The sequence below is a fragment of the Pseudomonas sp. TSO6 genome, from assembly GCF_056098905.1.
In genome coordinates this window covers 45837-68793 of the sequence record NZ_JBLZWV010000037.1, presented here as the reverse complement: position 1 = coordinate 68793, position 22957 = coordinate 45837, and the positions used below count along the sequence as shown (strand labels likewise).

Sequence of the window (22957 nt, the reverse complement as noted above, 5' to 3'; positions counted from 1 at the left end):
TACTCATTCTCCGTTCAACTGCGACGGATCAGCTGGTGCTCGGCAGTGGCCGGGCGGCCAGGCGAATGCACGGCGAGGGCACCGAGTTGCTTAGCCCATTGCGGGAAAAGCTCGATGGCCAAGCCGCGCATGATCTCGGCGGCACAAGGGCTGCGGCTGCCGGACAGTGGAACTGGCTCAACGCGGTGCACAGGCAGGCCGAGCGATGCGGCATTCGGATAGGCTACGCGGTCGGGAACCACCACGCTGCAAACGCTGACATGCGGGTCATCCTGAAAAGAGGTTTGTAGGCTCCGGATGATTAAGCGGGTATCGCGACGATTGGCGTTGACCTGGTTGAGCAGCAGCTTCACCGACGGCAAGGCTACGCCGAGGTAGCGGTAAGGCTCCAGCTCTTCAAGCAGGCCCAGCGTGCCCCGGCGCAGCTCGCGCGCGGCGAGCATTTCCGGCGGGACCGGACACACTGCGCAATCGGAGGCGAGGATGACCATCTCCACCACCACGCTGCGCGCTCCTTGGGTGTCGATGATCAGCACATCGTAATAATCTTCGAAGGCTGGCAGCAGGTTGCGCAGTCGCAGTCGGCCATCGGCCGCGTGAAGCAGCAGGGTGCTGATATGTCCGGCGCGGTCGTTGGAGACGATCAAATCGAGGTGCTGAATGACTGTGGTGGAGATGACCTGCTCATGCGCCGTGAGCCGCTGGGCAATGAGCTCGTAGCTGCCGCCCTCCCGGGACTCGCCTAAGGCGAAGTAACTGGACAGCGTAGGTTGGCTGTCCAGATCCAGCAGTAGAACGCGAAGCCCTGCATCGGCGAGCACACCGCCCAGGTTGGCGGCGACGGTGGTCTTGCCTGCGCCGCCCTTGGTCGAAATCAGCGAGAGGACGTCCATGGTCAGTCCCCCGAGGACAGTCGGTCCTGGACCCACTGTTCGATTTCCAGTGAGTCCCAACCGACGGCGCGTGTGCCGATGCGCCGGCATTGCGGGAACTGCCCGGCCTTCATCAGGTTGTAGATGTGCGAACGCTTGAAGCCGGTTTTCAGTTCCACTTCATCGCGACGCATGATGTGACGGTCGGCTGGCAGAGAGGCAGGGCTGGTCGATTGCATGATGTCACTCCGTAGCGCCGGGTGGCGCGTGGTGGGAAGTGACAGTCAGTGAAGGTCGGAAGAGGGTGAAAAGCATTGTCAGGCAATGCCGAGCATTGCCTGACAATGCGGCGTTAGCCCCGTGCTGCCTGGGCCATATGGCGGCGAGCCGCGGCAAATCTCCGATCAAGGGTACTTTTACTCAGGCCGTTTACCCCAGGAAATCGAAGTGTAATGGCCTCTACCAAGGCTGCCTGGCTCGGGTAGATCGATTGCCTTTGCCCTGTTTTCGATTTGCTGAGCGTGACTTCCAGCAATGCGCCGACGATCACGTTGTGCATAGCTTCGGAAGTGTCGGAAGGAATGCCAACAGAATCGAGTCGCGCTACCAGTTGGTTGTTGAGCGTGGTGAGCGAAGCCATTTTATCAGCGCTGGCAGCATACGACAGTTGCAATTGCTCTATGGTACGCAGCGCAAAGTCCAGCTCCGCCTGTTTGGCCAAGTGCGCATTCAGGCTGACACACCCTGAGTGATCTGTGCTTGACGAAAACAGGAAAGCGGGCCTTTCGCCTGGGTAGTTGCGGGCGAACCAGACCACAAGGTCGGCGCGCCGGACGGACCAGTACACCCGGTGTAGCTGATAGTCCGAAGTGATCGGATGACCCAAATAGGTCGCGGGCAAGTCGCCGCTGAGAATGGCCTCATAAATGCACTCCGCGTAATCATGCAGACGTGGCCATTGGGGAAAGTGCTTGAGCAGGCTGCCAGGATGGGACAGTTCGGCTTGAAGAATTTCGTCTTCGTGATCGGACAAGTCACACCACAGGATGGCGGCGTCAATGGGATGGTAAGAGCTTCTTATCGAGATCATGGCACACAGCCTCCTGCTGCGTTCGTCCTAGGATCGCTGGCGGGGGCGTTGCTGTGCCTCAGTCGAGCGAGTCAATACCTTTAGATCCGTACCGAACTCCTTGATAGTTTCGATACTTACGTGGGTCCGCATCGAACTATTGAATGACATCTAGCGGGTACATTCGAGTGCACCCGCTGCCGGCTCAAGCAACTTCTATGGTTCTCCTGATTAAATCCGTATCGTCGAATCCACGAAGCTTATCAGCTATCGCTCCGCTCTTGGTGAGCTTTACCGTCACTCTTTCTTTCCGTAGCGTCCGATGGAGCCTGATCTCGCTTCGCTTGCTTGGAAGCTTCTGGAGCACGTTTCTCGAACTCCGCTCTGGTGTGTTGCTGCCAGTTTTGGAGTGCCTCCGCGCCGCCCTCGGCCGCCGCATTGATACTGATTAGGGATAGGATTATAGTCACTGCCAACGTAGGGGATTTCATGGGTCTAAACTCTTAGCTTTGGTCGGCTGATATTACGCAAATTTTTGACTCTAAAAAACCCAGCATTCAGAGTTATAGTGGACGAGAACTCGGACAATGGCAGTTGATAGGATTGAAGCAATGCGCGCCTTTTGCAGCATTGTTGAAGTTGGTAGCTTTGTAAGCGCAGCTAATATGCTTGGTGTGCCGAAAGCTACCATTTCAGGTCAAGTGAAATCTTTAGAGAATAGCCTGGGGATTGCGTTACTCACAAGGACGACGAGAAAGGTTGAGGTCACAGCGACCGGCTTGGCGTACTACGAGAAAGCCAGATTAATATTGGACGATGTGGATGATTTGGAAGCTCTAGTTGCACAAACCCCCACCGCAATGAGAGGGAGAATTAGAGTAAAAATGCCTTCGGCAGTTGGGGCGGGCGTTGTAATTCCGAAACTTCCGGAGTTTATTTCGCAATATCCTAATTTATTTATTGATATCGCATATAGTGAGTGGGCTGGGACGGACTGTGCTGTTGTCACCAGCGATGAATATGATAATGATCTAGTGCGGCGTGACATAGGGAGGTTACGATTCTGTCTTTGCGCATCCGTATCTTATTTGGAAGCTGGAAGCGCGATACTTAACGTGAGCCATTTAACCGAGCATAAGTATCTGGGTTTTAGATTTCCAGGTACGGAGAGAAAAGCTCGACAGCGACTGCTGCGGGGAAGCGAAATTCATGAAATAAAGCAAACTCCGTATATGTATTTCAATAACGGAGCCGCCGTCTCTTCGGCCACGGTAGCTGGCCTGGGAGTTGCGTTGTTGCCGCTTGCCGAAGCGCAGCCTTTGATTGCAAACGGCTCGATTCGACAGATTCTACCGGACTGGGAGGCTGAAAGCACAGTGTTGTCAATTGTTTATCCGAAGCATAACAGGTTGTCTTCGCGTATAAAGGCATTTGCGGCTTGGCTGGAGGATATTATGAGCAGAGATGAAGTGTGGCGGTTAGGGGGGTAATCATGTGTTTTCTAGTTGGATGGCAAGAATATGTTGCAGTGCCTCGCTCGGTAGTATTCGGATACGCTTGAACTCTGGGGGTTAAGTGATTATGGCAGGCTTGGTATTCTATGGTTGTCGATAAAATATTTTTACGCGAAATTACTTTTTGATCGATAGAAGTGGGCAAGGTTGTGGTTATTTGTCTCGATCTCACTAAACCATATGCTGGCAGGAGTGTGCTGATACGCTTTTGCTTGTGGACTACGGGTAGGCTCAGAAAAGTGTGGCGCCTGTGACCGCTCCCGTGGTCACAGACGCAGAGTTTAGCTTGAATGTGGATTAGGAGGTAAGAACTAAGTGTACGATTTTCTGTAGCATATCTCTGCTTATTACAGTTCTCGCTTCGGCGTTTCGTAGAGCTCTCGACGAGAGACCTTCGAATAACGCTGCAATGATTTCACAGCGCGATCTAATATCTGATGCATCGGCCCCGAACAGGTCATTAAATGACTGGCTCATGGCGTTGTCATGCTCCTGGATTAATTTAGAGACTTTAGGGTTGCGGCTAGCTTCGGCCAAAATCTCGACGGCGAGAGCCGCATGATTGAAATCCATGTATCTGTCTGCACATTTTGGTACCAACTCGACGAAGGCCGCAATCGGTCCCGCTTCGCTGGAGTTATCGATTACTTCCTGAATGAGGTCTGCCAGCTCGTTATGCTCCCTGGCAACGACTCCTTCGATTATACTTTCTTTGCCCCCAAAAAAATGATGGATATGGCCCGGACTCATCCCGGCAGCAGCGGAGATTTGCGCCATGCTGGCACGGTGAAAGCCTTCCATTCTCACGCACTCTGCTGCTGCCGATAGCACTTGATCCTTTCTGCGAGCAGCAACGGCGCTATCACCCATTTTCTTAACCATCCAATGCCTCCTCTATGCCTATCTATCCGGGACACTTGCGCTCTAACGACCAAAACAGTGTACACTGGTTGATGGGTGGGTCGATCGACCTAGATTGATTTAGCCACAAATTTGGAGGTCGCCGATAGCGGGCCTCCTGCTAACACACTAAACGTGGGTGGGTCAACCCACCTAAAAATGGTTATCAAAATGTATTTTTTTAAATCGAAGATGCCAGGCGCACTAGCGTTAATGGCGCTCATGAGTCTCGCGGGTTGCGAAAACTCTAAGTCGGAAGTCAAGGTACAAGCGGATCCACCTCGCGTCGGCACTATTAGCCTTCATCCAGAGACACTACAACTAAAGGTAGAACTCCCTGGCCGCACCCGTGCCACAGAGGGCGCTGAAATCCGTCCGCAGGTGACTGGAATATTGCTTAAAAAAGCATTTGACGAAGGGGCCTATGTTAAAAAAGGTCAATTGCTTTATCAGATTGATGCGGCACCCTATCGAGCTGCGCTTGCTCGTGCGCATGCGAACTACCATTCGGCTGAGGCGCTGATTAAGCGTTACAAAACACTTATAGAAACTAGCGCTATTAGCAGGCAACAATTTGACGACGCACAGTCACGCTTCATGGAGGCTAAGGCAGACCTTGAAGTTGCTCAAATAAACCTGGATTATACTCGAATAGTTGCTCCTATTTCAGGCAGGATAGGTAGGTCAAGCGTCACGCAAGGTGCTTTGGTTATCGAAAACCAGTCATCGGCCTTGGCGGTCATACAACAACTAGATCCGATATACGTTGATGTCGTTCAGCCTGCAAGTATGCTCTTGCAACGGAAAAATTATTTAAGCAAGCATAGCGCTGGCCCGAAAGATTCAAATGAACATCATAGTGCTGTATACGTTGCCTTAGAAGACGGTGCTAAATACGGGTATGCTGGTAAGTTACAGTTTTCAGAAGTGCAGGTGGACGAGAGTACGGGCGCCGTCACCTTGAGGGTGCTTATGCCCAATCCGGAGCATATTCTGCTCCCGGGAATGTTTGTCAGGGCCGAGCTTGAGTCAGGTTCGCGTGAGCAGGCGATACTAATACCTCAGAAAGCTGTCTCAAGGAACAGTCGTGGTGAGACTTCTGTGTTTCTTGTGGACTCCGAAAATGTGGTTTCGGAACGTAAATTTCAAGCCGAGCGTTTAATTCAAGGTCGCTGGCTAACAGATGAACCGTTCGCTCCGGGGTCCAGAATTATAGTCAACGGTATACAACATGTGAAAGCGGGCATGAAAGTCGATGCATACGATGTTGGGGCGACGGCTGATCGACTTACCTCTGTTGGAATTACTAGATAACTGGCGGTACCATGTCAAAGTTTTTCATTGAAAGACCCGTTTTTGCTTGGGTTGTAGCTATTGTTATTATGTTGGCCGGGGCGCTGTCACTGAAAGGTCTTCCCGTCAATCAATATCCGGATGTCGCCCCTCCTGCAATTGGCATTATTGCAAGCTATCCAGGTGCATCCGCCCAGACAGTACAAGATACTGTCACTCAAGTAATTGAGCAGCAGCTTAATGGACTAGATGGGTTACGATACATACGCTCTGAGAGCAATGCTGATGGGAGCGTTACGATCGTAGTGACTTTTGAGCAAAATATCAATCCGGATACTGCTCAAGTCCAGGTCCAGAATAAGCTATCGCTTGCGACGCCAATGCTCCCTCAGGCAGTTCAGCAAATCGGACTGCGAGTGGTTAAGTATAAGCTTAATTTTATGATTGTCGCAGGCCTGGTTTCTGAGGATGGCAGTCTCGATAATTATGCACTAGGAGATTTGGTCGTTTCACAACTTCAGGATCCGCTGACACGCACACCAGGCGTCGGCGACTTCATGGTTCTGGGCGCTCAAAACGCAATGCGTGTTTGGCTGGATCCACTGAAATTAAATAACTATCAGTTAATGCCAGCAGACGTTACTCGAGCCATTGAGGAGCAAAATGTACAAATCTCTTCAGGACAGTTGGGGGGGCGTCCTAATGTTGAAGCTGCGCAGCTCAATGCAACGATCATAGGGAAATCCCTGCTTAGAACTCCTCAGGAGTTCAAAAATATCCTGCTGAAGGTCAATGCTGACGGGTCGCAAGTCAAGTTGCAGGACGTCGCCGACATTGAGCTCGGTGCTGATGACTTTTCAATCAGTGCAATGGCGAACGGAAAGCCCAGCGCTGGTATTGCGCTACGCCTTGTTACTGGCGGTAATACACTGGACGCGGTTGCTGCAGTTCAAGAGACTCTGAAGCGTATAAGTCCCACCCTGCCAAAGGGTGTAAAAGTAATTTACCCATACGATACGGCACCAGTAGTCAGTGAGTCGATCAACGGTGTAGTGCATACGTTGATCGAAGCCGTCGTGCTTGTTTTTGTCATAATGTATTTGTTCTTGCAGAATCTGAGGGCTACGTTAATACCAACGCTGGCGGTTCCTGTTGTACTTCTGGGGACATTTGGTGTTATGGCATTGTTCGGGTTCACCGTCAATATCCTCACAATGTTCGGGCTGGTTCTGGCAATCGGACTATTGGTGGACGATGCAATCGTAGTTGTTGAGAATGTCGAGCGCCTCATGAAGGAGGAAGGGTTGAGCCCATTGGACGCGACTCGTAAGTCCATGGAGCAAATATCCGGCGCCCTTGTTGGTATAGGCCTTGTGTTATCCGCCGTATTTATACCTATGGCGTTTTTTGGGGGATCGACGGGTGTAATTTATCGACAGTTTTCGGTCACTATCGTTACCTCCATGGCGCTTTCGGTATTCGTCGCTCTCGTGTTTACGCCTACGCTATGCGCTACACTTCTAAAGCCCGTCCATGCTGAACACTCAGGGAGCGGTTTTTTTGGTTGGTTCAATCGAATGTTTGATCGCTCAACAGCTCGCTATGGGCATGGCGTTGAACTAGTAGTTAACAATCGCGGGCGCGCGTCCGGGGTGTACGTACTTATTGTATTGGCATTGGCTTTCCTGTTTCCAATGCTGCCTACATCATTTTTGCCTGGTGAGGATCAAGGTTTTATTTTGGCGCAGGTAGAGCTTCCGCCTAATAGTACTGCAACACAGACCGATAAAGTGCTTGAGGAAATGACTGCCTATCTGCTGCATGATGAAAAAGATTCTGTTGAGACTGTTTTTGCAATCAACGGTTTCAGTTTTTCTGGTAGGGGACAGAATAGCGGCATGGCGTTCATTATGCTAAAGCCCTGGGGTGATCGCAAAACGACGGCGTTTGAATTGCAAGAAAGGTCAATGCATTATCTACGTACGATTGAATCTGCGTCGGTGATTACGTTTATGCCTCCGGCCATTATGGAGCTAGGGAACGCGGCAGGCTTTAATTTCTTCCTGCAAGACTACAGTGGCGCTGGGCATAACCATCTCATGGAAATGCGTGCTCAGCTATTGGAAAAAGCCGCTCAGCGCCCAGAGCTAGCACTGGTTCGGCCTAATGGTAAGGCTGACGAACCTCAGTACCAGGTAGTGATAGACGACGAAAAGGCTCGAGCCTATGGCCTAACGCTTGCGGATATCAACAGCACGATGAGTGCTGTTTGGGGAGCTTCATATGTGAATGATTTTATCGATCGTGAGCGTGTAAAGCGTGTATACGTTCAAGGTGTACCTCAAGCCCGTATTACTCCTGACGATTTTGCGAAATGGTATGTGCGTAACAAAAGTGGGGAAATGGTGTCGTTCGCTGCTTTCGCTACGGGTTCATGGACTTTCGGCTCCCCAAAGCTGGAGCGATACAATGGCACACCCGCCATTGAATTTCTCGGTCAACCGGCACCTGGTTTTAGTACCGGGGATGCAATGAAAGCCATTGAAGAAATTGCCGCGTCACTGCCACCCAGCAGTGCGATTGCCTGGACTGGTCTCTCATATGAGGAGAGGATCAGTGGATCTCAAGCTTCTTCCCTCTATTTGCTGTCAGTAGTGGCAGTGTTTCTATGTCTAGCAGCACTATATAATAGCTGGTCTATTCCTATTGCAGTGATGTTAGTCGTCCCACTTGGTATCTTGGGCACGGTCGGAGGCACGCTCATGCGCGGATTGGATAATGATGCGTTCTTCCAGATCGGGTTGTTGACGACTGTTGGGCTCTGCGCAAAAAATGCGATATTGATTGTCGAGTTCGCTAAAGAACTTTATGGAAAGGGTGGGCGGACATTGAATGCTGCGGCGATCGAAGCCTCAAAACTTCGATTGCGTCCTATTATAATGACTTCTTTAGCATTTACTATGGGTGTGATCCCCTTGGTGATATCCCATGGCGCTAGCGCAGGTAGTAAACATGCGATCGGTACCGGTGTAATTGGGGGGATGATAACTGCTACGTTCCTTGCAATATTCTTTATTCCACTCTTCTACGTGCAGGTGACATCTCTTTCTAATTCAAAACGTCAAAGGCGTGAGGTTGTTGGTGAGGAGATGTCAGAATGACCGTTAACGCCATCCATTATACAATCGTCCGTCTGTCGTTGCTGAGCGTTGCTTTGACAGGGTGTAGTTCGCTTGCGCCAGTGTATAAGCGTCCTCCGCTCCCTGTTGCAGAAAAATGGGCGAATTCAGCGATGCCTAGCTCTCAGAGAGATACTCCAAACCTTAACACTGGTGATCGTTGGGAGGGCCTTTTTACCAATGTCGAGCTCCGCTCGCTGATAGAACTGGCATTGAAAAATAACCGGGATCTAAGGGTTGCGAATCTTAACGTTCAAAAAAGTAGAGCCTTGTATCGAATTGAGCGAGCCGGGCTCATGCCACAAACTCAGGTAGGGGCTGCAAAAAACTATGTACGTACACCGGGATCACTTACATCATCTGGGGCTGATGAGACCGCAAAAAGCTATGATCTAAGCGTGGGAATTACATCGTGGGAGCTGGATTTATTCGGGAAAATTCGAAGTTTAGAGAACCAAGCTCTAAATGAGTATCTTGCTACTGAGTCGGCTCGGAGAGCTACTAAAATAAACATTATCGCCGAGACGGCACTTGCATATTTAAGACTGACAGCCAACCACGAACTTCTAGCAGTCGCGACTGATACGCTGAAAAGTCGTAAGCAAGGATTGGCCCTGCAGACCCAACTCAGACATGTTGGAAGTTCGTCTGATCTTGAGTTAAATCAAGCGTCAGCTGAGTTCAATCAGGCAGAGGACGAGTATCTCGCGAGCGAAGCAGCATTTGTTCAGTCTCGTAATGCTTTAGAGTTGCTGGTCGGGAGTTCTATTTCGGGATTGGAGCTTACTTTGGATCCTGGGGAATCAGCGGTAGGCGTCACCGACATACCACCAGGTTTGCCCTCGGATTTACTTACTCATCGGCCTGATATAGTTGCGGCTGAATATCAGCTAGTTGGCGCGGAGGCTAATATTGGAGCGGCACGCGCAGCGTTTTTCCCGAGTGTAACTCTCACTGGCAGCTTGGGATACGCTAGTCCGTCGCTTAATACGCTGACCTCGGGTGCAAATCGTACTTGGGAGTTTTTACCGAAAATTAACGTACCAATCTTTACCGGCGGGAGGCTACGCGCCGGTTTAGAGGTCAGCAAGGCGAACAGGGACATAGCCGTGGCAAACTATGAACGAACAATACAGACGGCATTCCAAGAAGTCGCAGATGCGTTGGCTGTGCGGGCTACCATTAATAAGCGAGTGGATGCTCAGCAGCGACGGCTAAACGCTGCGGAAGCGGCTCACACTTTGGTCGTCCAGCTGTACGGTACAGGTGTTGCTAGCTACCTTGAAGTCCTAGATGCTCAGCGTACCCTTAACAACGCTCTCAATGATCGGATCACTACAAAGCTCGCTCGAGAGCAGAACCTAATAATGTTATACAAGTCACTCGGGGGGGCGTGGGGCGCATAAGTGTAAGTGGATCGTATGGATGATTCTGTTCGGTTAGTGGACGATCATGATGTTTAAAGACGTCGTAGGGCTCCAGCTTACAGAATGTAGTTGCGCATCGCTTCCCATTAATAGTAAAGGATCGCCTTGTGTAGTGTAATATCTGCCGAGCAAATTACATTAACCATCACTTATATACACAGCCGACCGCTCTGCGGTCGGTTTTACGTGGGGTTTGTGATGTTATGAGTATTTTCTCTAAAGTTTTTAGGAACTGAGTCTATTAAAGACTAGTATGCGCAGAACGGTCACATATGTTCCTAGCGATGTCAATTGTGAGTGGAAAAGCATCCTCGGCTCAGCAAAAAATAGCTTTTTATAGTAATAAATTTCTTGGGTGTAGGGCATAGGTCTGGTTGGCTTCTGCTCCTGTGCCCACCTCGCAGTAACGCTCGGCAGGGCCAAGAATCAATGGGTACCTGACATAGAGCTGCGGAGTAGAAGTAGATTCTTTTTCGGCTGCAGCGTCGACTCTAGACCTGTATAGTTTCAAGATCATTCAATCACTTATGACATGATCTTAAGGCAGGTCAGTATTTGCCCATAATTGATCGAGCTTGAACCTCAGTACAAAGGCACCTCACTGGCGCAGTCTATACGTGCGGGGAGGGGGGCACCAGCCGATTCGGCGCTCTCGGCTGGCTGTGAAAGGCAGGGATCTCTCACCTATCAGTTAGGGTGAGTGTGAGAGCACTGATCCCTACATGATTGGGCCAAGATTTTAGGAGGGCACCAATTGGCAGTGGGCTAATGTTCATAGTGTTGAATCACCTGAGGATGCCAGTTGCCTTTGATGGGTTCTAAGTGTACGAATCTTAAACAGGAGCGGAACCGATTCAAGATCTTGAGTTACTAATCATCTGTTACTTATTTCGTTGCCTAAGTCAATATTCTCCAGGCAAGGCGGCAAGGAATTTTCGTAAGCGAGCCAGGTTGGGGTTGACTAACTATTAAGTGCGCTCGCTGAAATAAATTGACGTTAGTCTATGCAAGTGAATTATATAATTCGCTCGGCCGGCGCTATATGTCAGGACACAACTGTCGTTATATGCAAATCTTGTAATCTATTTAAAGAGTTCTTTGGTCTCTCGAGTATCTTGCAATTTCGCAGGCGGCGAAGCTTGACCAAATACCGCTGGTGCCAGAGCAATCGACTCAGTCGCGGTTGTTTTAAACGAGTCCTTCGGTGCGGGAGCGTGTTGAATGGTTTTCTTGATTCTATCTTGAAAGCGAATGGCGGCATGAGCTCCATCTGCTGCATTTACATTACTTGCGGTTAGTGATAGGAGGCAGAAAAATAATGTTGCTTTATCTATCGTCATGGTTCATTTGTCTCCGATTTTGTTAGTGTAGCGTAAGATATCCTGTTATGAAGATAAAGCATAAAAAACTATACACACTGTTCGATATATCGTACAGATCAGAGATGTGTAGATGCTGGAGCTAAACCTTGGCCTAATCAATTCCTGTCCGTCTCGGAAGGAGTTGAGGGCAGTGGCCAGATTGGCTGAGTCTGAATGCGGTATAGCTACCTCGGCCCGGCGCTACGCATAAGTGTAAGTTCTAATGTTATCTTTTTACGTTTATTCTGAGCACATTCAGCCATCCAGGCTGGATGCGATTTATCAGGTTTTATCTGTGAGCCGTCTGGCACGTAGTTCTCGTTGGTGAGAGAACACTGAATGCCGTAGTTGCGCCGCTGAGATCTAAATGCTCTTGGAGTTGCATATGCGACTTTAAGTAACAGGGATATAAGCTTTTGGTTCTAGGCGTTACATTAGGGTGTCGCAATGTCTACCGTTGCCGCAGCTTTAGTTGGTGATGGCCGATCTGTTATTCTAGTTGGAAACTGGTCTAAGGATTATACAGTCTGAGCGCTTGTAGAAATGGTTATATCGACCGGCAATCGGCCTGCAGTTGATGGCGCAGTGGATGTGCGGGAAACTAAGTAGAGGTTTGTGCAGCTACGCACGAGTTGTTTTCTATAGTCTTACGAAGAGACTTATCTGGGGCCGTGAAATCAGATGAGTAGCCGTAGCATCGCCTGCCGAGAACGCTGATGGTAGCTGCCACCAAGCAGGAGAGCGAACGCAAATGGTGCGTTATTGCTGTGCATTTGTTCAGGCAATCTGCCCGGTTACACGGGAATGCTTCAGAAAACAACCTAATGCACAACAATGGGGCTTCAAATGCACCAAGAACGGGCTCTCAGGTGTTCAAACATCCGTAAGGCCGGATTGGGTGAGCATCAAGCATAACGCCAGGTTCCGCAGGCAGCTTCAAGCTGGTGTTCCGCGCCAGCTTTATTTGGAAACAATCCCAAAAATTTTCAGTTGATGTCGCATATCAATTACAAGATGTCGTACATAATTTATCAGTGGATTCATGGTAAGGGAATGTTGGCATGCTGCTTGCTCCGCTCTGACGGCGCCTGTTTGGCGTTAATTTCAAATCATAGAGTGCATGAGGAAGGGTTATGAGTGATTTTCAACGGCAGGAGTTTCGTAAGATTCGCGTTGCGGCAGTTCAAGCTGAGTCTGTATTTCTTGACTTGGATGCAACAACGCAGTTGGCCTGTCAGCTTATTGCCCAGGCAGCGACAAATGGAGCTGATTTGATTGCATTTCCCGAAGCTTTTATACCTACATTCCCCAATTGGTATGAAAGTATGGGTGAAGGCATAATTGCCAGAGAGCTTGATAAACGGCTATTCCTAAGCTCGGTCGAGGTGCCAGGTGAACACATCCAGGCAATTGCGGAGGCATGTCGCCGAGGGTCCATAAACGCTGTGGTTGGAATCAATGAGCGGATGAGCGGGACGACCGGTACAATGCACAATACACAGGTGCATATTACCAGCGAGGGTGTCATCGCAGGAAAGCATCAGAAATACGTTGCCACAACTGGAGAGCGTCAAATACACACACCAGGGAAAACGGGGCACTACAATTCATTTAAAACTGAGTTCGGAGTGGTGTCAGGACTGATTTGCGGTGAGAATTCAAATATGCTGGGGGCGTACGCGGCCGCGGTAAATTATCCAGTAGTGCATGTAGCTTCATGGCCTTCGTATTTCCATCCCTATTTTCATATGCAGCACGCTATACTGACAGCCACTGGCGGTCTAGCTTACTCTTTAAAAAGTTTTGTGATCAATTCCGTTTCTCGCGTTTCATCAGCTTACATAGAAGCTGTGGCGCAAAATGAGAATGAGCTTGAGTTTTTGCTGGAGCAGCAGCGATTCAAACCTGGTGCGACAGTGCTTGATCCATCCGGGAAAGTAATTGCTGATGGCACTGGTTGCGCGGCTCCACTGCTTTTCGCTGATATAGATCTCGCAGATGTGATTATCCCAAAAATGATCATAGACTCCGCTGGTCACTATAATCGGCCTGAAATTTTCGCACCACTCTTTAACGGATTGTAATGGCGATAAGCCATTCGTCAAGGGCGGGTGGCTTGTTTTTCGTTTCCGTATGTGGTCGATTAAATGTCAATTATATTACTAGGTCGTCGGCGCTGCCATAGTGTATAAAGTTTCTGCTGGGAGTTGTATGGCCAAGTCGGGCTCTCACATCAATGGTAGTCTCGGTTTTCGCAATGCCCGAATTATTTGTTCTTTCTATACGACTCGGGTGTCATTCCTGTCAGGCGGCGGAACATGTTGATAAAAACAGATGGTGAAGAATATCCCAGTTCCCATGAGATTTGCTGAATGGTTAGCCCCTCATCAAGACCTTCTAGAGCTCGCATGTGTCGTGCACGTTGCTGCCATTCTCCAAAACCGATACCAAGTTCGGCGAGGCACTTCCTTTCAAGGGTTCTCGCTGTCATGTGAAACTTTTTCGCTACTTCTTCGGTAGAACGCTTGTCTTTAAGGCTGGAGGTAACATCATTCAATATCTCACTAAGAGTCTCTGTATTCGAATACGGTAGGTACGACGATATGATTTTCGAGGCTGCGATTTGATCAAGGGCGACTTGGGCCATTCTCAGTTCTTGAATAGTGCTGGGAGAATTGACAGAAATTCTCGCGAATTCATTGAGAATTGCTTTCAGTAATTCGCTCATTGACATAGCACAAGGTCTTCCCGGTAGTGTTTCCGAAATACTATTTGAGAGGTAGACGCTCCGATATATCGATGAGACTCTATTGAATGACTTATGTGGTCGGTGAGGTGGGATCCAGACCGCATAATGCGGTGGAGATATAAACCGCTCACCACTAATTTCTAAATTCATGACACCCTGTGCAACGTAGTTAAGTTGGCCCCATGGGTGGGCGTGCTCTATCCATTCCGCCGGATCGAGATTTTGATGGCGGAAATAGATGTCACCGTTGAACTCTGAGAATTTCGGTATACCGTCGCTTTTCACGATCATGTCGGATTAACACCATAAATTGTCGTGTTTGAATGATTTTCGTCGGATGGCTTACGTTTCATAATAGCAAAAAATCTTATAGGGATAAACTGCGTGAACTATTTTTATCCAGTGATAGCTGCTTTCTTGTGGGGGAGTAACACGATTATCACTAAGCTATGTGCAAATGTTCTATCTCCAGTCGAAATCGGCTTCTACCGTTGGCTAGTTGCTGCATTGATTCTAACGCCTGTCGTCATTAAGTCGATTATCATCGATTATCATGTGCTAAAATCGTGTCTTCCCAAACTGTGCGTCCTCGGATTTTTGGGTGGGGTAGTGTTTCAGTGTTTGGCTTACTATGCCGCGCATTATACAACAGCGACCAACATGGGGATCATCCAGTCTCTAATGCCGATAATGGCCTTGATCCTTTCTGTAGCTTTTCTTAATAGTGCGGTCAGTGTCGGAGGCATATTAGGTGTGGTTGTCTCTGCAGTGGGTGTTGTAGTAGTGGTTTCTCGAGGTGATTTTATCGTCTTTGTCGAGCATGGGATCAATCGAGGAGACCTTCTAATGCTCGTTGCGACCTTGGCGTTTTCCTTTTACGGATTTTATGTTCATAAGTGGAGGCTGAATGTACCGCTTTTACAATCGGTCTATATTCAGGCGGTGGTGGCAACAATAGTGCTTCTTCCTTTGTTTGTTGTGACTCCAAAAAATCAGATAAGCGCTGAGTCAAGCTTCTATATAGCATTTGCCGGTGTGGCGGCTTCAATTTTTGCCCCGCTTTTGTGGATGCATGGTATTTCTAAAATTGGAGCTGCGAGGGCTTCCTTGTTTTTTAATCTAGTTCCTGTCACCACTGCTCTTCTCGCTGTTGCTTTGTTGGATGAAAAAATGACTGTCAGCGTTTTGGTGGGCGGCGGGTTGTCCATTTTAGGCGTACTAATAGCTGAAGTCTTTAGGCCTAAAAGCGCCTAGAGCACTAGGCGGTTTGAATTACGTTACGCTCGGGTAGATTTGCTAACTGTAAGTGGGATTGTTGGGATAAATTCCTCTGTAGTAGATCTAGTTAGATGATTGCGTTTTACGCGGCCGCTTGTGAAGTAGAGGCGGTCGGCGAGTTGTAAGGCTTGAGATCAGCATGGGCACAGTTGACATTGCATTGAGCTACCGTAACATACTTAGTTCTCCGCGGGACATACCGACTGGTTTGAAATTAGAGCATGTCTTCGCTATCCATTATCAACAGGGTTGCTCATCCCGTATCTTATTGCCTCACTCCTCGCCGCTGATCGAAGCGAGACATGCCCTCAGGGTTATCAAGCACCAGGTTGTGCGGGCGAACAATGGACATCGCGGCTTGTTAGTTAGCCAAGACGTATATAGCGGCTTGCCTCATTCGATTACCCCGATGTGCACGCGCCCTCACAATTGCTCTATCACCAGCATCGGCGGCACTAAGCGACCCGCACGGCCGGTGCGCTTGGCGCTAACGGTCATCTACACTCCATCCAGCAACATGCGCCGCTGTGGCCGTGCGAACCCTTCCGTTTGAAGCTGTCGATGCATAAAGTCACACTTTCACGGGCTCGGCGTCGACGCAGCGTGGCAGCAGGTGACCACCGACAGCGAACGGAGGCTGGAAGAGTTCGCAGAGGGGCGGTAGCAGGATGAGCCCCGCGTGATGTGCGATTCCGACTCGCTGGCGTACCTGCTTGGGCAACTGCGCGGCAGGAATTTCTCCGGCAAATCACTAGTGCAGGTTCGCTGATGAATACAAAACGAAAGGGCAGGCGCAAGAAAGTCCCGATCGTCGCAGTGCTGGAGCTCTAACATATTGGATGCTCCAAGAGCGCGATATGCTCCGGGTAAAGCCCCGCGGTGGCCGTGAAGTGGGCCGGGACCAGCCGCACCCGCGCTAGGGGGCTCGTTGTCTCCCCAGTTCTATCCCATGGCTATCTTGGCCGACGTCATTACCCGTACCGGCAGCGAGGACGTGCGGGGCTAAGGCCGCTAGGCCCGCACTCCCCCCGCATCACTAGCGTCTTGTTGTGGGTAGGCACCGGCGTCGAAGGCAGGCGTTACGAACTGAGCTGACGCGCCGGGTTTTCCTTTCCCGCTCCGTACCGACTTGCCACCGCATCAAATAAGGATGTTCTACCATGCCCCGTATTCTGACAGAGAACGGTTCTTCGCTCGCAACACTTAGGTTGGTCGCGCTCGTCACGGCTGTGGTGTTCGGGCTTCCCGCCCGCGCTGATCTGACGACCACGACCACGACCAGCGCCGAGCAGCCCGGGACCGGCCCCGTAGCACTCGGTGTGGTCCCAGCCAAGGCAACCTGTGCTGATCTGGCCGGCGTCGACCTGACCGCCATCGGCGGCGCGGGCAGCACTATCACCGCAGCGATCGAGACCACCACCCAGGCGGGCATTGCCGTCTGCGCGGTCGAAGGCACGCTCGCCCCGGCGATCAACTTCGCTATGCAGTTACCGACCGCAAGCTAGACGCAGCGCTACCTGCAGATCCGTTGCGGTGGCCTATGCGGTAGCATTGCTGGAAACGTCGGCGCCGCCGATGGCTGCGCGCCGCTGAACAGCGGCGGCTTCGTGCTTGCCGCCACCGACATGGGCCACCAGGATCAGGATGGCTCGTTCGGCCAGAACCCGGTCAAGCGCGCCGACTTCGCCCATCGCGCCCAGCACCTGACCGCTGTCGTGGCCAAGGCGCTGATCGAAGCGTTCTACGGGCAGCCGCAGAAGTACGCCTATTTCACCGGCTGCTCGGACGGCGGCCGCGAGGCGCTGATCGAGGCGCAGCGCTATCCGGACGACTTCGACGGCATCATCGCCGGCGCCGGCGCGCTGAACTTCATGGCGCAGAACGCCGTCTTCCATGCTTGGCAGGCACGCGCCAACACCGGCGCGGACGACAAGCCGATCCTACTGGCCGATCGCTTGCCTATCCTGCACCGCGCGGTGGTGGATGCCTGCGACGCACTCGACGGGCTGGAGGACGGGCTGATCGCTAACCCGCTGGCCTGCCGCTTCGACCCGGAGACGGTGCAATGCCCTGCCGACGCGGCGGATACCTCGGCCTGCCTGACAGCGGCCGAGGTGGACGTCGCGCGCAAGTTCTACGCCGGCCCGCGCGATGCCGCCACCGGCAAGGCACTGACTGCCGGCGGGCCGCAGCCTGGCTCGGAGTTGGCCTGGGCTGGCGTCTACGTGCCGCAGTCGGCTGACGATACGATCTTCAGCGAGAAGGTCAGCCTGCCGGTGCTGCGCCACATGGCCTTCGAGACTGATCCGGCGCCCGGGTTCACCCTGGCCGACATGCGATTCGACCTAGCTACCTTCGACCGGCTGCGCGTACGCCATCGCCTATTCGACGCCACCAATCCCGACCTGTCGGCCTTCGCCGGCAGGGGCGGTAAGCTGATCGTCTGGCACGGCTGGTCTGATCCGCACATCTCGCCGCTCAACAGCATCGCATACTACACGGCTGTACGGCAGCTCATGGGCGCCGAAGGCACGGACGCCTTCGCGCGCTTGTATGTCTTGCCCGGCATGTACCACTGCGCCAACGGCGAAGGGCCGCACCTGGTCGACCTGCTCACGCCGATGCTGGCATGGGTCGAGGGCGGCGTAGCACCGGACTCCATCGAAGCGCGCAGGCCGGCGCAGGCCGCCGCCAGCAACTTCGGTGCGCCGCGCGGCGCGGGCGGCCGCCGCGGCATGGGAGAGCGCCCAGCTCCGGCGCCCGGTGCGCAGGCCGCCGCACTCGGGCCCACGGTCGCCTCGGCGGGTGCGGTCGAGCGCAGTCGCCCAGTGTATCCATGGCCCTACGTAGCGGCCTGGGACGGTCAGGGCGATGCCACGCTTGTCACGAGCTATCGACGCGGCCCGGCCATCGATTTCGTCATTCCCGACTGGGCAGGCGCCGGTTTCTTCATCCCCTACGAACCGGCGGCGCAGTAGTGCCAGCCGTACCACCACCGTCCCGGAGGCGGACATGAACCGACTCACTGCCAAGGACTTCGACCCCGAGCGGCTGGAACTGTACGACGGTTACGTGCATGAGCGCCTGACCCGGCGCGACTTCCTCGACCTTGCGGCGAAGTTCGCCGTCGGGGGGCTCATAGTCGCCGCGATCCTGTCTTCGCTGAGCTCGGACTACGAGCTCGCGCAGCAGATCGCTTTCACTGATCCGGAGATCTGCGCCCAGTACATCCGCTATCCTTCGCCGAACGGCCACGGTGAGGTGCGCGGCTATCTGGTGCGACCGGCCGGGTGCTCGGCGTGGCCGTCGTGCACGAGAACCGCGGCCTGAATCCATACATCGAAGACGTGGCGCGGCGCCTGGCCAAGGCCGGGTTCCTCGCGACGGAGCCTTACGGTCTGAGTTCGGTCGGCGGCTATCCCGGAAAGGACGACGAAGGTCGGCGCCTGCAGCAGCAGGTCGATCCGCAAAAGCTTATGAATGATTCCTTTGCCACGATCGAATACCTGCAAGCAAACGAGCTAACCACTGACAAGATCGGCATCACCGGCTTCTGCTATGGCGGCGGTGTCACCAACGCGGCGGTCGTGGCTTACCCGAAGTCGGCTGAGGCGTTGCCGTTCTACGGCCGTCAGGCCAAGCCGGAAGACGTACTGCGCATCAAGGCGCCGATGCTGCATTTCGCCGAGATGGACCCGAATGTCAACGCCACCTGGCCGGCCTACGAGGTGTCCCTGAAAGCGGCCGGCAAGACTTATGAGGCCATGCCTATCCGGGCTAATTACGGCTTTCACAACGACTCTACTCCGCGCTACGAAGAGGTGGCCGCCAAGCTGGCCTGGGATCGCTCCCTCGCGTGGTTCCAACGTTACCTGAGCTGAGTGGTCGTATCGTATCTTCGTGATATTAGTTTTAATGATGTAAAAAATAAAAACATAGGATTGGATTTATTTCTGTTTGGCCACCACCATAGTACTCATGCCGAGAGGCTTCGCAGCGAGAAATGCCTCCTGTGTCGCCGCAAAAGCAACAACGAGCCGAACGGCTCTACTCATCGATTTCAGGAGTATTTCCATGACTATGAACGCAATCTACTGGCCCGAAGGCTACGTCCCGGGCTTCACCGAGAACTTCGCTTCCAACGAGGTCATCGTCGCCGGCCTGAGCGCCGCCGACGTGTGGCCGCTGCTGGCCGAACCGGCTAAGTGGCCGAGCTACTACGCCAATTCTGCCAACGTGCGTTTCCACGACGGCAAGGGACCGGTGCTGGCAGACGGCGATCGCTTCTATTTCGAAACCTTCGGCTTCCCGGTCGAGGCGCAATGCAACGAGTACGTCCCGCCGGCGGCCGGCCAGCCCGGTCGCGTGGCCTGGCACGGCTGGGCCGGCGAAATCGGCGCCGACGACCGCCTGGACGTGCACCACGCTTGGCTGGTCGAAGACCTGGACGGCGGCCGCGTGCGCATCCTCACTCAGGAAACTCAGAAGGGCAAACCGGCCGCCGAATTGCACGTCGCCAAGCCCAACCCGATGATCAACGGACATCAGGACTGGCTGGATGGCCTGGTGGCCGCTGCTCGCGCTGCCAAGGAGACAAAGTAATGAAGGCCGTCGTCGTTCGTGCGCCGGGTGGGCTGGATCGCCTCGAAGTCGGTGAACTGCCCGATCCCGGCCAACCCGGGCCAGGCCAGATCCGCGTCGCCGTGCACGCCACCTCGTTGAACTTCCACGACTTGCTGGTCGCTAACGGCGGCATTCCCGCTGACGACGGCCGGGTGCTCATGTCCGATGCCGCCGGCGTGGTCGAGGCCGTGGGCGCGGGTGTGAGCGAGTTCAAGCCTGGTGACCACGTGGTCTCCGGCTTCTTCCCGCAGTGGGCCGACGGCCTGCCGTTCGAGGCTGTCGGCAACTTCCGCGGCACGCCAGGCGATGGCCTCGATGGCTATGCCACCGAAGTCGCCGTGCGCGCAGCTACCGACTTTACCTTGGCCCCGCGTGGCTGGAGCCATGCCGAGGCGGCTACCATCACCACCGCCGGGCTTACCGCCTGGCGTGCGCTGGTGGTCGATGGCCGACTCAAGGCCGGCGCCAGTGTGCTGGTGCTGGGCACCGGCGGCGTGTCGATTGCCGCGCTGCAGATCGCCAAGGCGATGGGCGCACGGGTCATCGTCACCTCGTCCTCCGACGACAAGCTAGAGCGCGCCCGTGCGCTCGGTGCCGATGAACTGATCAACTACCGGCAGGTGCCCGACTGGGGCAAGCGCGTACTGGAGCTGACCGGCGGCCACGGCGTTGACCACGTAGTCGAGGTCGGCGGGCCGGGCACGCTGGCGCAGTCGATCAAGGCCGTGCGCGTCGGCGGCCACATCGCCCTGATCGGCGTGCTGACCGGCCGCGAGGGCGCGTTGCCGGCCGCGGTGCTGATGGCCAAGCAGGCACGCCTGCAAGGTCTGATCGTCGGCAGCCGCCGCGATCAGCAGAACTACGTGGCGGCGCTGGAGCAGACCGGCATCCGCCCGGTGATCGACCGCAGCTTCCCGCTGGAGCAACTGGCCGAGGCCTTCCGCTTCCAGGAAAGCGGCGCCCACTTCGGCAAGGTGGTGGTCGAATGGTAAGGCTCGATTTGAAACGCCCAAGTGCTTTCCTGGCCGGGCTGATCGCGGCCCTGGCCGTCACGCTCATGCCAGGCTGTGCGGCGCCGCACAGTACCGGCGATGCCGTTGCCACGGGCATGCAGAACGCCATCGTCTGGCCCGAAGGCTATCTGCCCGGTACCACGAACAACTTCGTCTCCAATGAAGTGATCGTCGCCGGGCTTCGCGCGGCCGACGTGTGGCCGCTGCTGGCCGACGCGACGAAGTGGCCGAGCTACTACGCCAACTCGGCCGACGTGCGCTTCTACGACGGCAAAGGCCCGGTGTTGGCCGATGGCGACAGCTTCTTCTTCAAGACCTTCGGCTTCCCGGTCGAGGCGCAGGTCACCGAATACGTGCCCCCCGCCAACGGCCAGCCGGGCCGGGTGGCCTGGCACGGCTGGGCTGGTGAGGAAAGCAGCGCCGAGCGGCTCGACGTGATCCACGCCTGGCTGGTCGAGGATCTGCCCGGCGGCCGCGTGCGCGTGCTCACGCAGGAAAGCCAGAAAGGCAAGCCGGCGCAGGAGCTAGCCGCCAGCAAGCCAAACATCATGATAAACGGCCATCAGGATTGGTTGATAGGTCTGGTCGATGCCGCTCGCAAAAACAAGGCAAGGTGACGATTACCCGCATTCTGTGCCCAGTAGTGCTTGTCTGGCTGCACGCCAAGAAACTGGCCGGGCTATTTAGCGTGATCCCGGTTCGATGCCTGGACGGGAATGCCCTCGCATCGCCCATCCATATAGACCAAAGGAAAACATTATGAGCAAGATTGCCGTATTGGGCCTGGGCGCGATGGGATCGCGCATGGCCGCCAGCCTGATCAAGGCTGGCCATCAGGTGACCGTCTGGAATCGCAGCCCTGCCGCAGTCGAGGCGCTGGCCGCCGCCGGTGCCATGGCAGCCGCCACGCCCAGGGCCGCAGCGGACGGCGCCGAGTTCGTGATCGCGATGGTGCGCGACGACGAGGCCTCGCGCGACGTCTGGCTCGATGCCGAGCGTGGCGCGCTGAAAGGCATGGCCGAGGGCGCGATCGCCATCGAGAGTTCGACGCTGACTCCGCGATGGGTGCGCGAGCTGGGCCAGCAGGCCGTCGCGCGTGGCACTGCATTGCTGGAGGCGCCGGTATCCGGCTCGCGTCCGCAGGCCGAGGCCGGTCAACTGGTCTACTTGGCCGGCGGCGACGCGCAGGTGCTGGAGCGCGCCCGTCCGGTGCTGGCCGCCATGGGCTCGGCCGTGCATCATGTCGGCGCGCTGGGAGACGGCGCGCTGACCAAGCTGGCCACCAACGCCCTGCTGGGCATCCAGGTCACCGCGCTGGCCGAGATCATCGGCCTGCTGCGGCGCAACGGCGTCAACGTGCAGAGGGCACTGGGCGCCATCTCCGGCACCTCGGTCTGGGCGCCGGTGGCGCACTATCTCGCCGGTAGCATGGTGGCCGGCAACTTCGCCCCACAGTTCCCGATCGAGCTGATCGAGAAGGACTTCGGCTACACCCTGCAGGCGGCTGTATCGACGCAGGCGGCGCCGACCATCGCTGCGGCGCAGGGCGTATTCCAGCAGGCCATCGCGCGCGGACTGGCCGGGCAGAACATGACCGGGGTAGTGCGCCTTTTCACGGAGTAGGCGCCGGCGTGGCTCGCACAGGGCAATACCAGGTGCGTTCCAACGCTCTGTCCGTC

General features: G+C 54.2%; 16 protein-coding genes and 2 pseudogenes. 12 read left to right on the top strand and 6 right to left on the bottom strand.

The genetic code is table 11. The annotated features are described in order from the left end of the window. Positions 1 to 14 precede the first annotated feature (14 nt). The 3 genes from ACN6NG_RS16330 to ACN6NG_RS16320 form a co-directional block, all read right to left on the bottom strand. A complete protein-coding gene (locus ACN6NG_RS16330; RefSeq protein WP_210014376.1) occupies positions 15 to 893 on the bottom strand; it encodes a ParA family protein in 879 nt (292 codons plus the stop codon). Between the two features lie 2 nt (positions 894 to 895). Then, a complete protein-coding gene (locus tag ACN6NG_RS16325) occupies positions 896 to 1111 on the bottom strand; it encodes an AlpA family transcriptional regulator (RefSeq protein WP_210014377.1) in 216 nt (71 codons plus the stop codon). A 113-nt stretch (positions 1112 to 1224) separates the two neighbouring features. Continuing rightward, on the bottom strand, positions 1225 to 1962 hold the full coding sequence (locus ACN6NG_RS16320; RefSeq protein ID WP_210014378.1) for a hypothetical protein: 738 nt from the start codon (positions 1960 to 1962) through the stop codon (positions 1225 to 1227). A 566-nt stretch (positions 1963 to 2528) separates the two neighbouring features. Between ACN6NG_RS16320 and ACN6NG_RS16315 the strand changes: the two genes are divergently transcribed. Then, the gene (locus ACN6NG_RS16315; protein WP_474315021.1) at positions 2529 to 3431 is read left to right on the top strand and encodes a LysR family transcriptional regulator; all 903 of its coding nucleotides are present in this window, start codon (positions 2529 to 2531) and stop codon (positions 3429 to 3431) included. Between the two features lie 321 nt (positions 3432 to 3752). On the opposite strand, the gene ACN6NG_RS16310 is transcribed toward ACN6NG_RS16315, so the two are convergent. Beyond that, positions 3753 to 4337, bottom strand: coding sequence for a TetR/AcrR family transcriptional regulator (locus ACN6NG_RS16310; RefSeq protein ID WP_210014380.1), 585 nt, complete (start codon positions 4335 to 4337; stop codon positions 3753 to 3755). A gap of 189 nt (positions 4338 to 4526) precedes the next feature. Here ACN6NG_RS16310 and ACN6NG_RS16305 point away from each other — a divergent pair, with 189 nt between their 5' ends. From ACN6NG_RS16305 to ACN6NG_RS16295, 3 genes are read left to right on the top strand one after another with little or no spacing between them, the layout of a single operon-like run. Next, complete coding sequence (locus ACN6NG_RS16305) at positions 4527 to 5669, top strand: efflux RND transporter periplasmic adaptor subunit (protein WP_210014381.1); 1143 nt, start codon at positions 4527 to 4529, stop codon at positions 5667 to 5669. A gap of 11 nt (positions 5670 to 5680) precedes the next feature. Next, positions 5681 to 8809: an efflux RND transporter permease subunit gene (locus ACN6NG_RS16300; protein WP_210014382.1), complete on the top strand. Its 3129-nt coding sequence runs from the start codon at positions 5681 to 5683 to the stop codon at positions 8807 to 8809. After that, the gene (locus ACN6NG_RS16295) at positions 8806 to 10233 is read left to right on the top strand and encodes an efflux transporter outer membrane subunit (protein ID WP_210014383.1); all 1428 of its coding nucleotides are present in this window, start codon (positions 8806 to 8808) and stop codon (positions 10231 to 10233) included. Before ACN6NG_RS16300 ends, ACN6NG_RS16295 begins: the two co-directional genes overlap by 4 nt. 1103 nt (positions 10234 to 11336) lie before the next feature. Here the strand turns inward: ACN6NG_RS16295 and ACN6NG_RS16290 are convergent. Then, entirely contained in the window at positions 11337 to 11594 is a 258-nt protein-coding gene (locus ACN6NG_RS16290) for a hypothetical protein (protein ID WP_474315019.1), read from the bottom strand. A gap of 1154 nt (positions 11595 to 12748) precedes the next feature. Here ACN6NG_RS16290 and ACN6NG_RS16285 point away from each other — a divergent pair. Then, positions 12749 to 13699: a nitrilase-related carbon-nitrogen hydrolase gene (locus tag ACN6NG_RS16285; protein WP_210014385.1), complete on the top strand. Its 951-nt coding sequence runs from the start codon at positions 12749 to 12751 to the stop codon at positions 13697 to 13699. A 182-nt stretch (positions 13700 to 13881) separates the two neighbouring features. Here ACN6NG_RS16285 and ACN6NG_RS16280 read toward each other — a convergent pair whose 3' ends face one another. Next, positions 13882 to 14655, bottom strand: a complete 774-nt coding sequence (locus ACN6NG_RS16280; protein WP_210014386.1) for an AraC family transcriptional regulator — start codon at positions 14653 to 14655, stop codon at positions 13882 to 13884. Between the two features lie 93 nt (positions 14656 to 14748). Between ACN6NG_RS16280 and ACN6NG_RS16275 the strand changes: the two genes are divergently transcribed. From ACN6NG_RS16275 to ACN6NG_RS16245, 7 genes and pseudogenes are all read left to right on the top strand, one after another. After that, positions 14749 to 15618: a DMT family transporter gene (locus ACN6NG_RS16275; RefSeq protein WP_210014387.1), complete on the top strand. Its 870-nt coding sequence runs from the start codon at positions 14749 to 14751 to the stop codon at positions 15616 to 15618. A gap of 1184 nt (positions 15619 to 16802) precedes the next feature. Then, positions 16803 to 18620, top strand: a pseudogene (locus ACN6NG_RS16270) (tannase/feruloyl esterase family alpha/beta hydrolase). A 34-nt stretch (positions 18621 to 18654) separates the two neighbouring features. After that, positions 18655 to 19523: pseudogene (gene yghX / locus ACN6NG_RS16265) on the top strand (YghX family hydrolase). Positions 19524 to 19716: 193 nt separating this feature from the next. Beyond that, entirely contained in the window at positions 19717 to 20244 is a 528-nt protein-coding gene (locus ACN6NG_RS16260) for an SRPBCC family protein (protein WP_236066253.1), read from the top strand. Then, positions 20244 to 21257, top strand: a complete 1014-nt coding sequence (locus tag ACN6NG_RS16255; RefSeq protein ID WP_210014388.1) for a zinc-dependent alcohol dehydrogenase family protein — start codon at positions 20244 to 20246, stop codon at positions 21255 to 21257. Before ACN6NG_RS16260 ends, ACN6NG_RS16255 begins: the two co-directional genes overlap by 1 nt. Continuing rightward, positions 21251 to 21895, top strand: a complete 645-nt coding sequence (locus ACN6NG_RS16250; RefSeq protein WP_236066254.1) for an SRPBCC family protein — start codon at positions 21251 to 21253, stop codon at positions 21893 to 21895. The genes ACN6NG_RS16255 and ACN6NG_RS16250 overlap by 7 nt, the downstream gene beginning before the upstream one ends. A gap of 142 nt (positions 21896 to 22037) precedes the next feature. Beyond that, positions 22038 to 22901: an NAD(P)-dependent oxidoreductase gene (locus ACN6NG_RS16245; protein ID WP_210014389.1), complete on the top strand. Its 864-nt coding sequence runs from the start codon at positions 22038 to 22040 to the stop codon at positions 22899 to 22901. Positions 22902 to 22957: the final 56 nt, after the last annotated feature.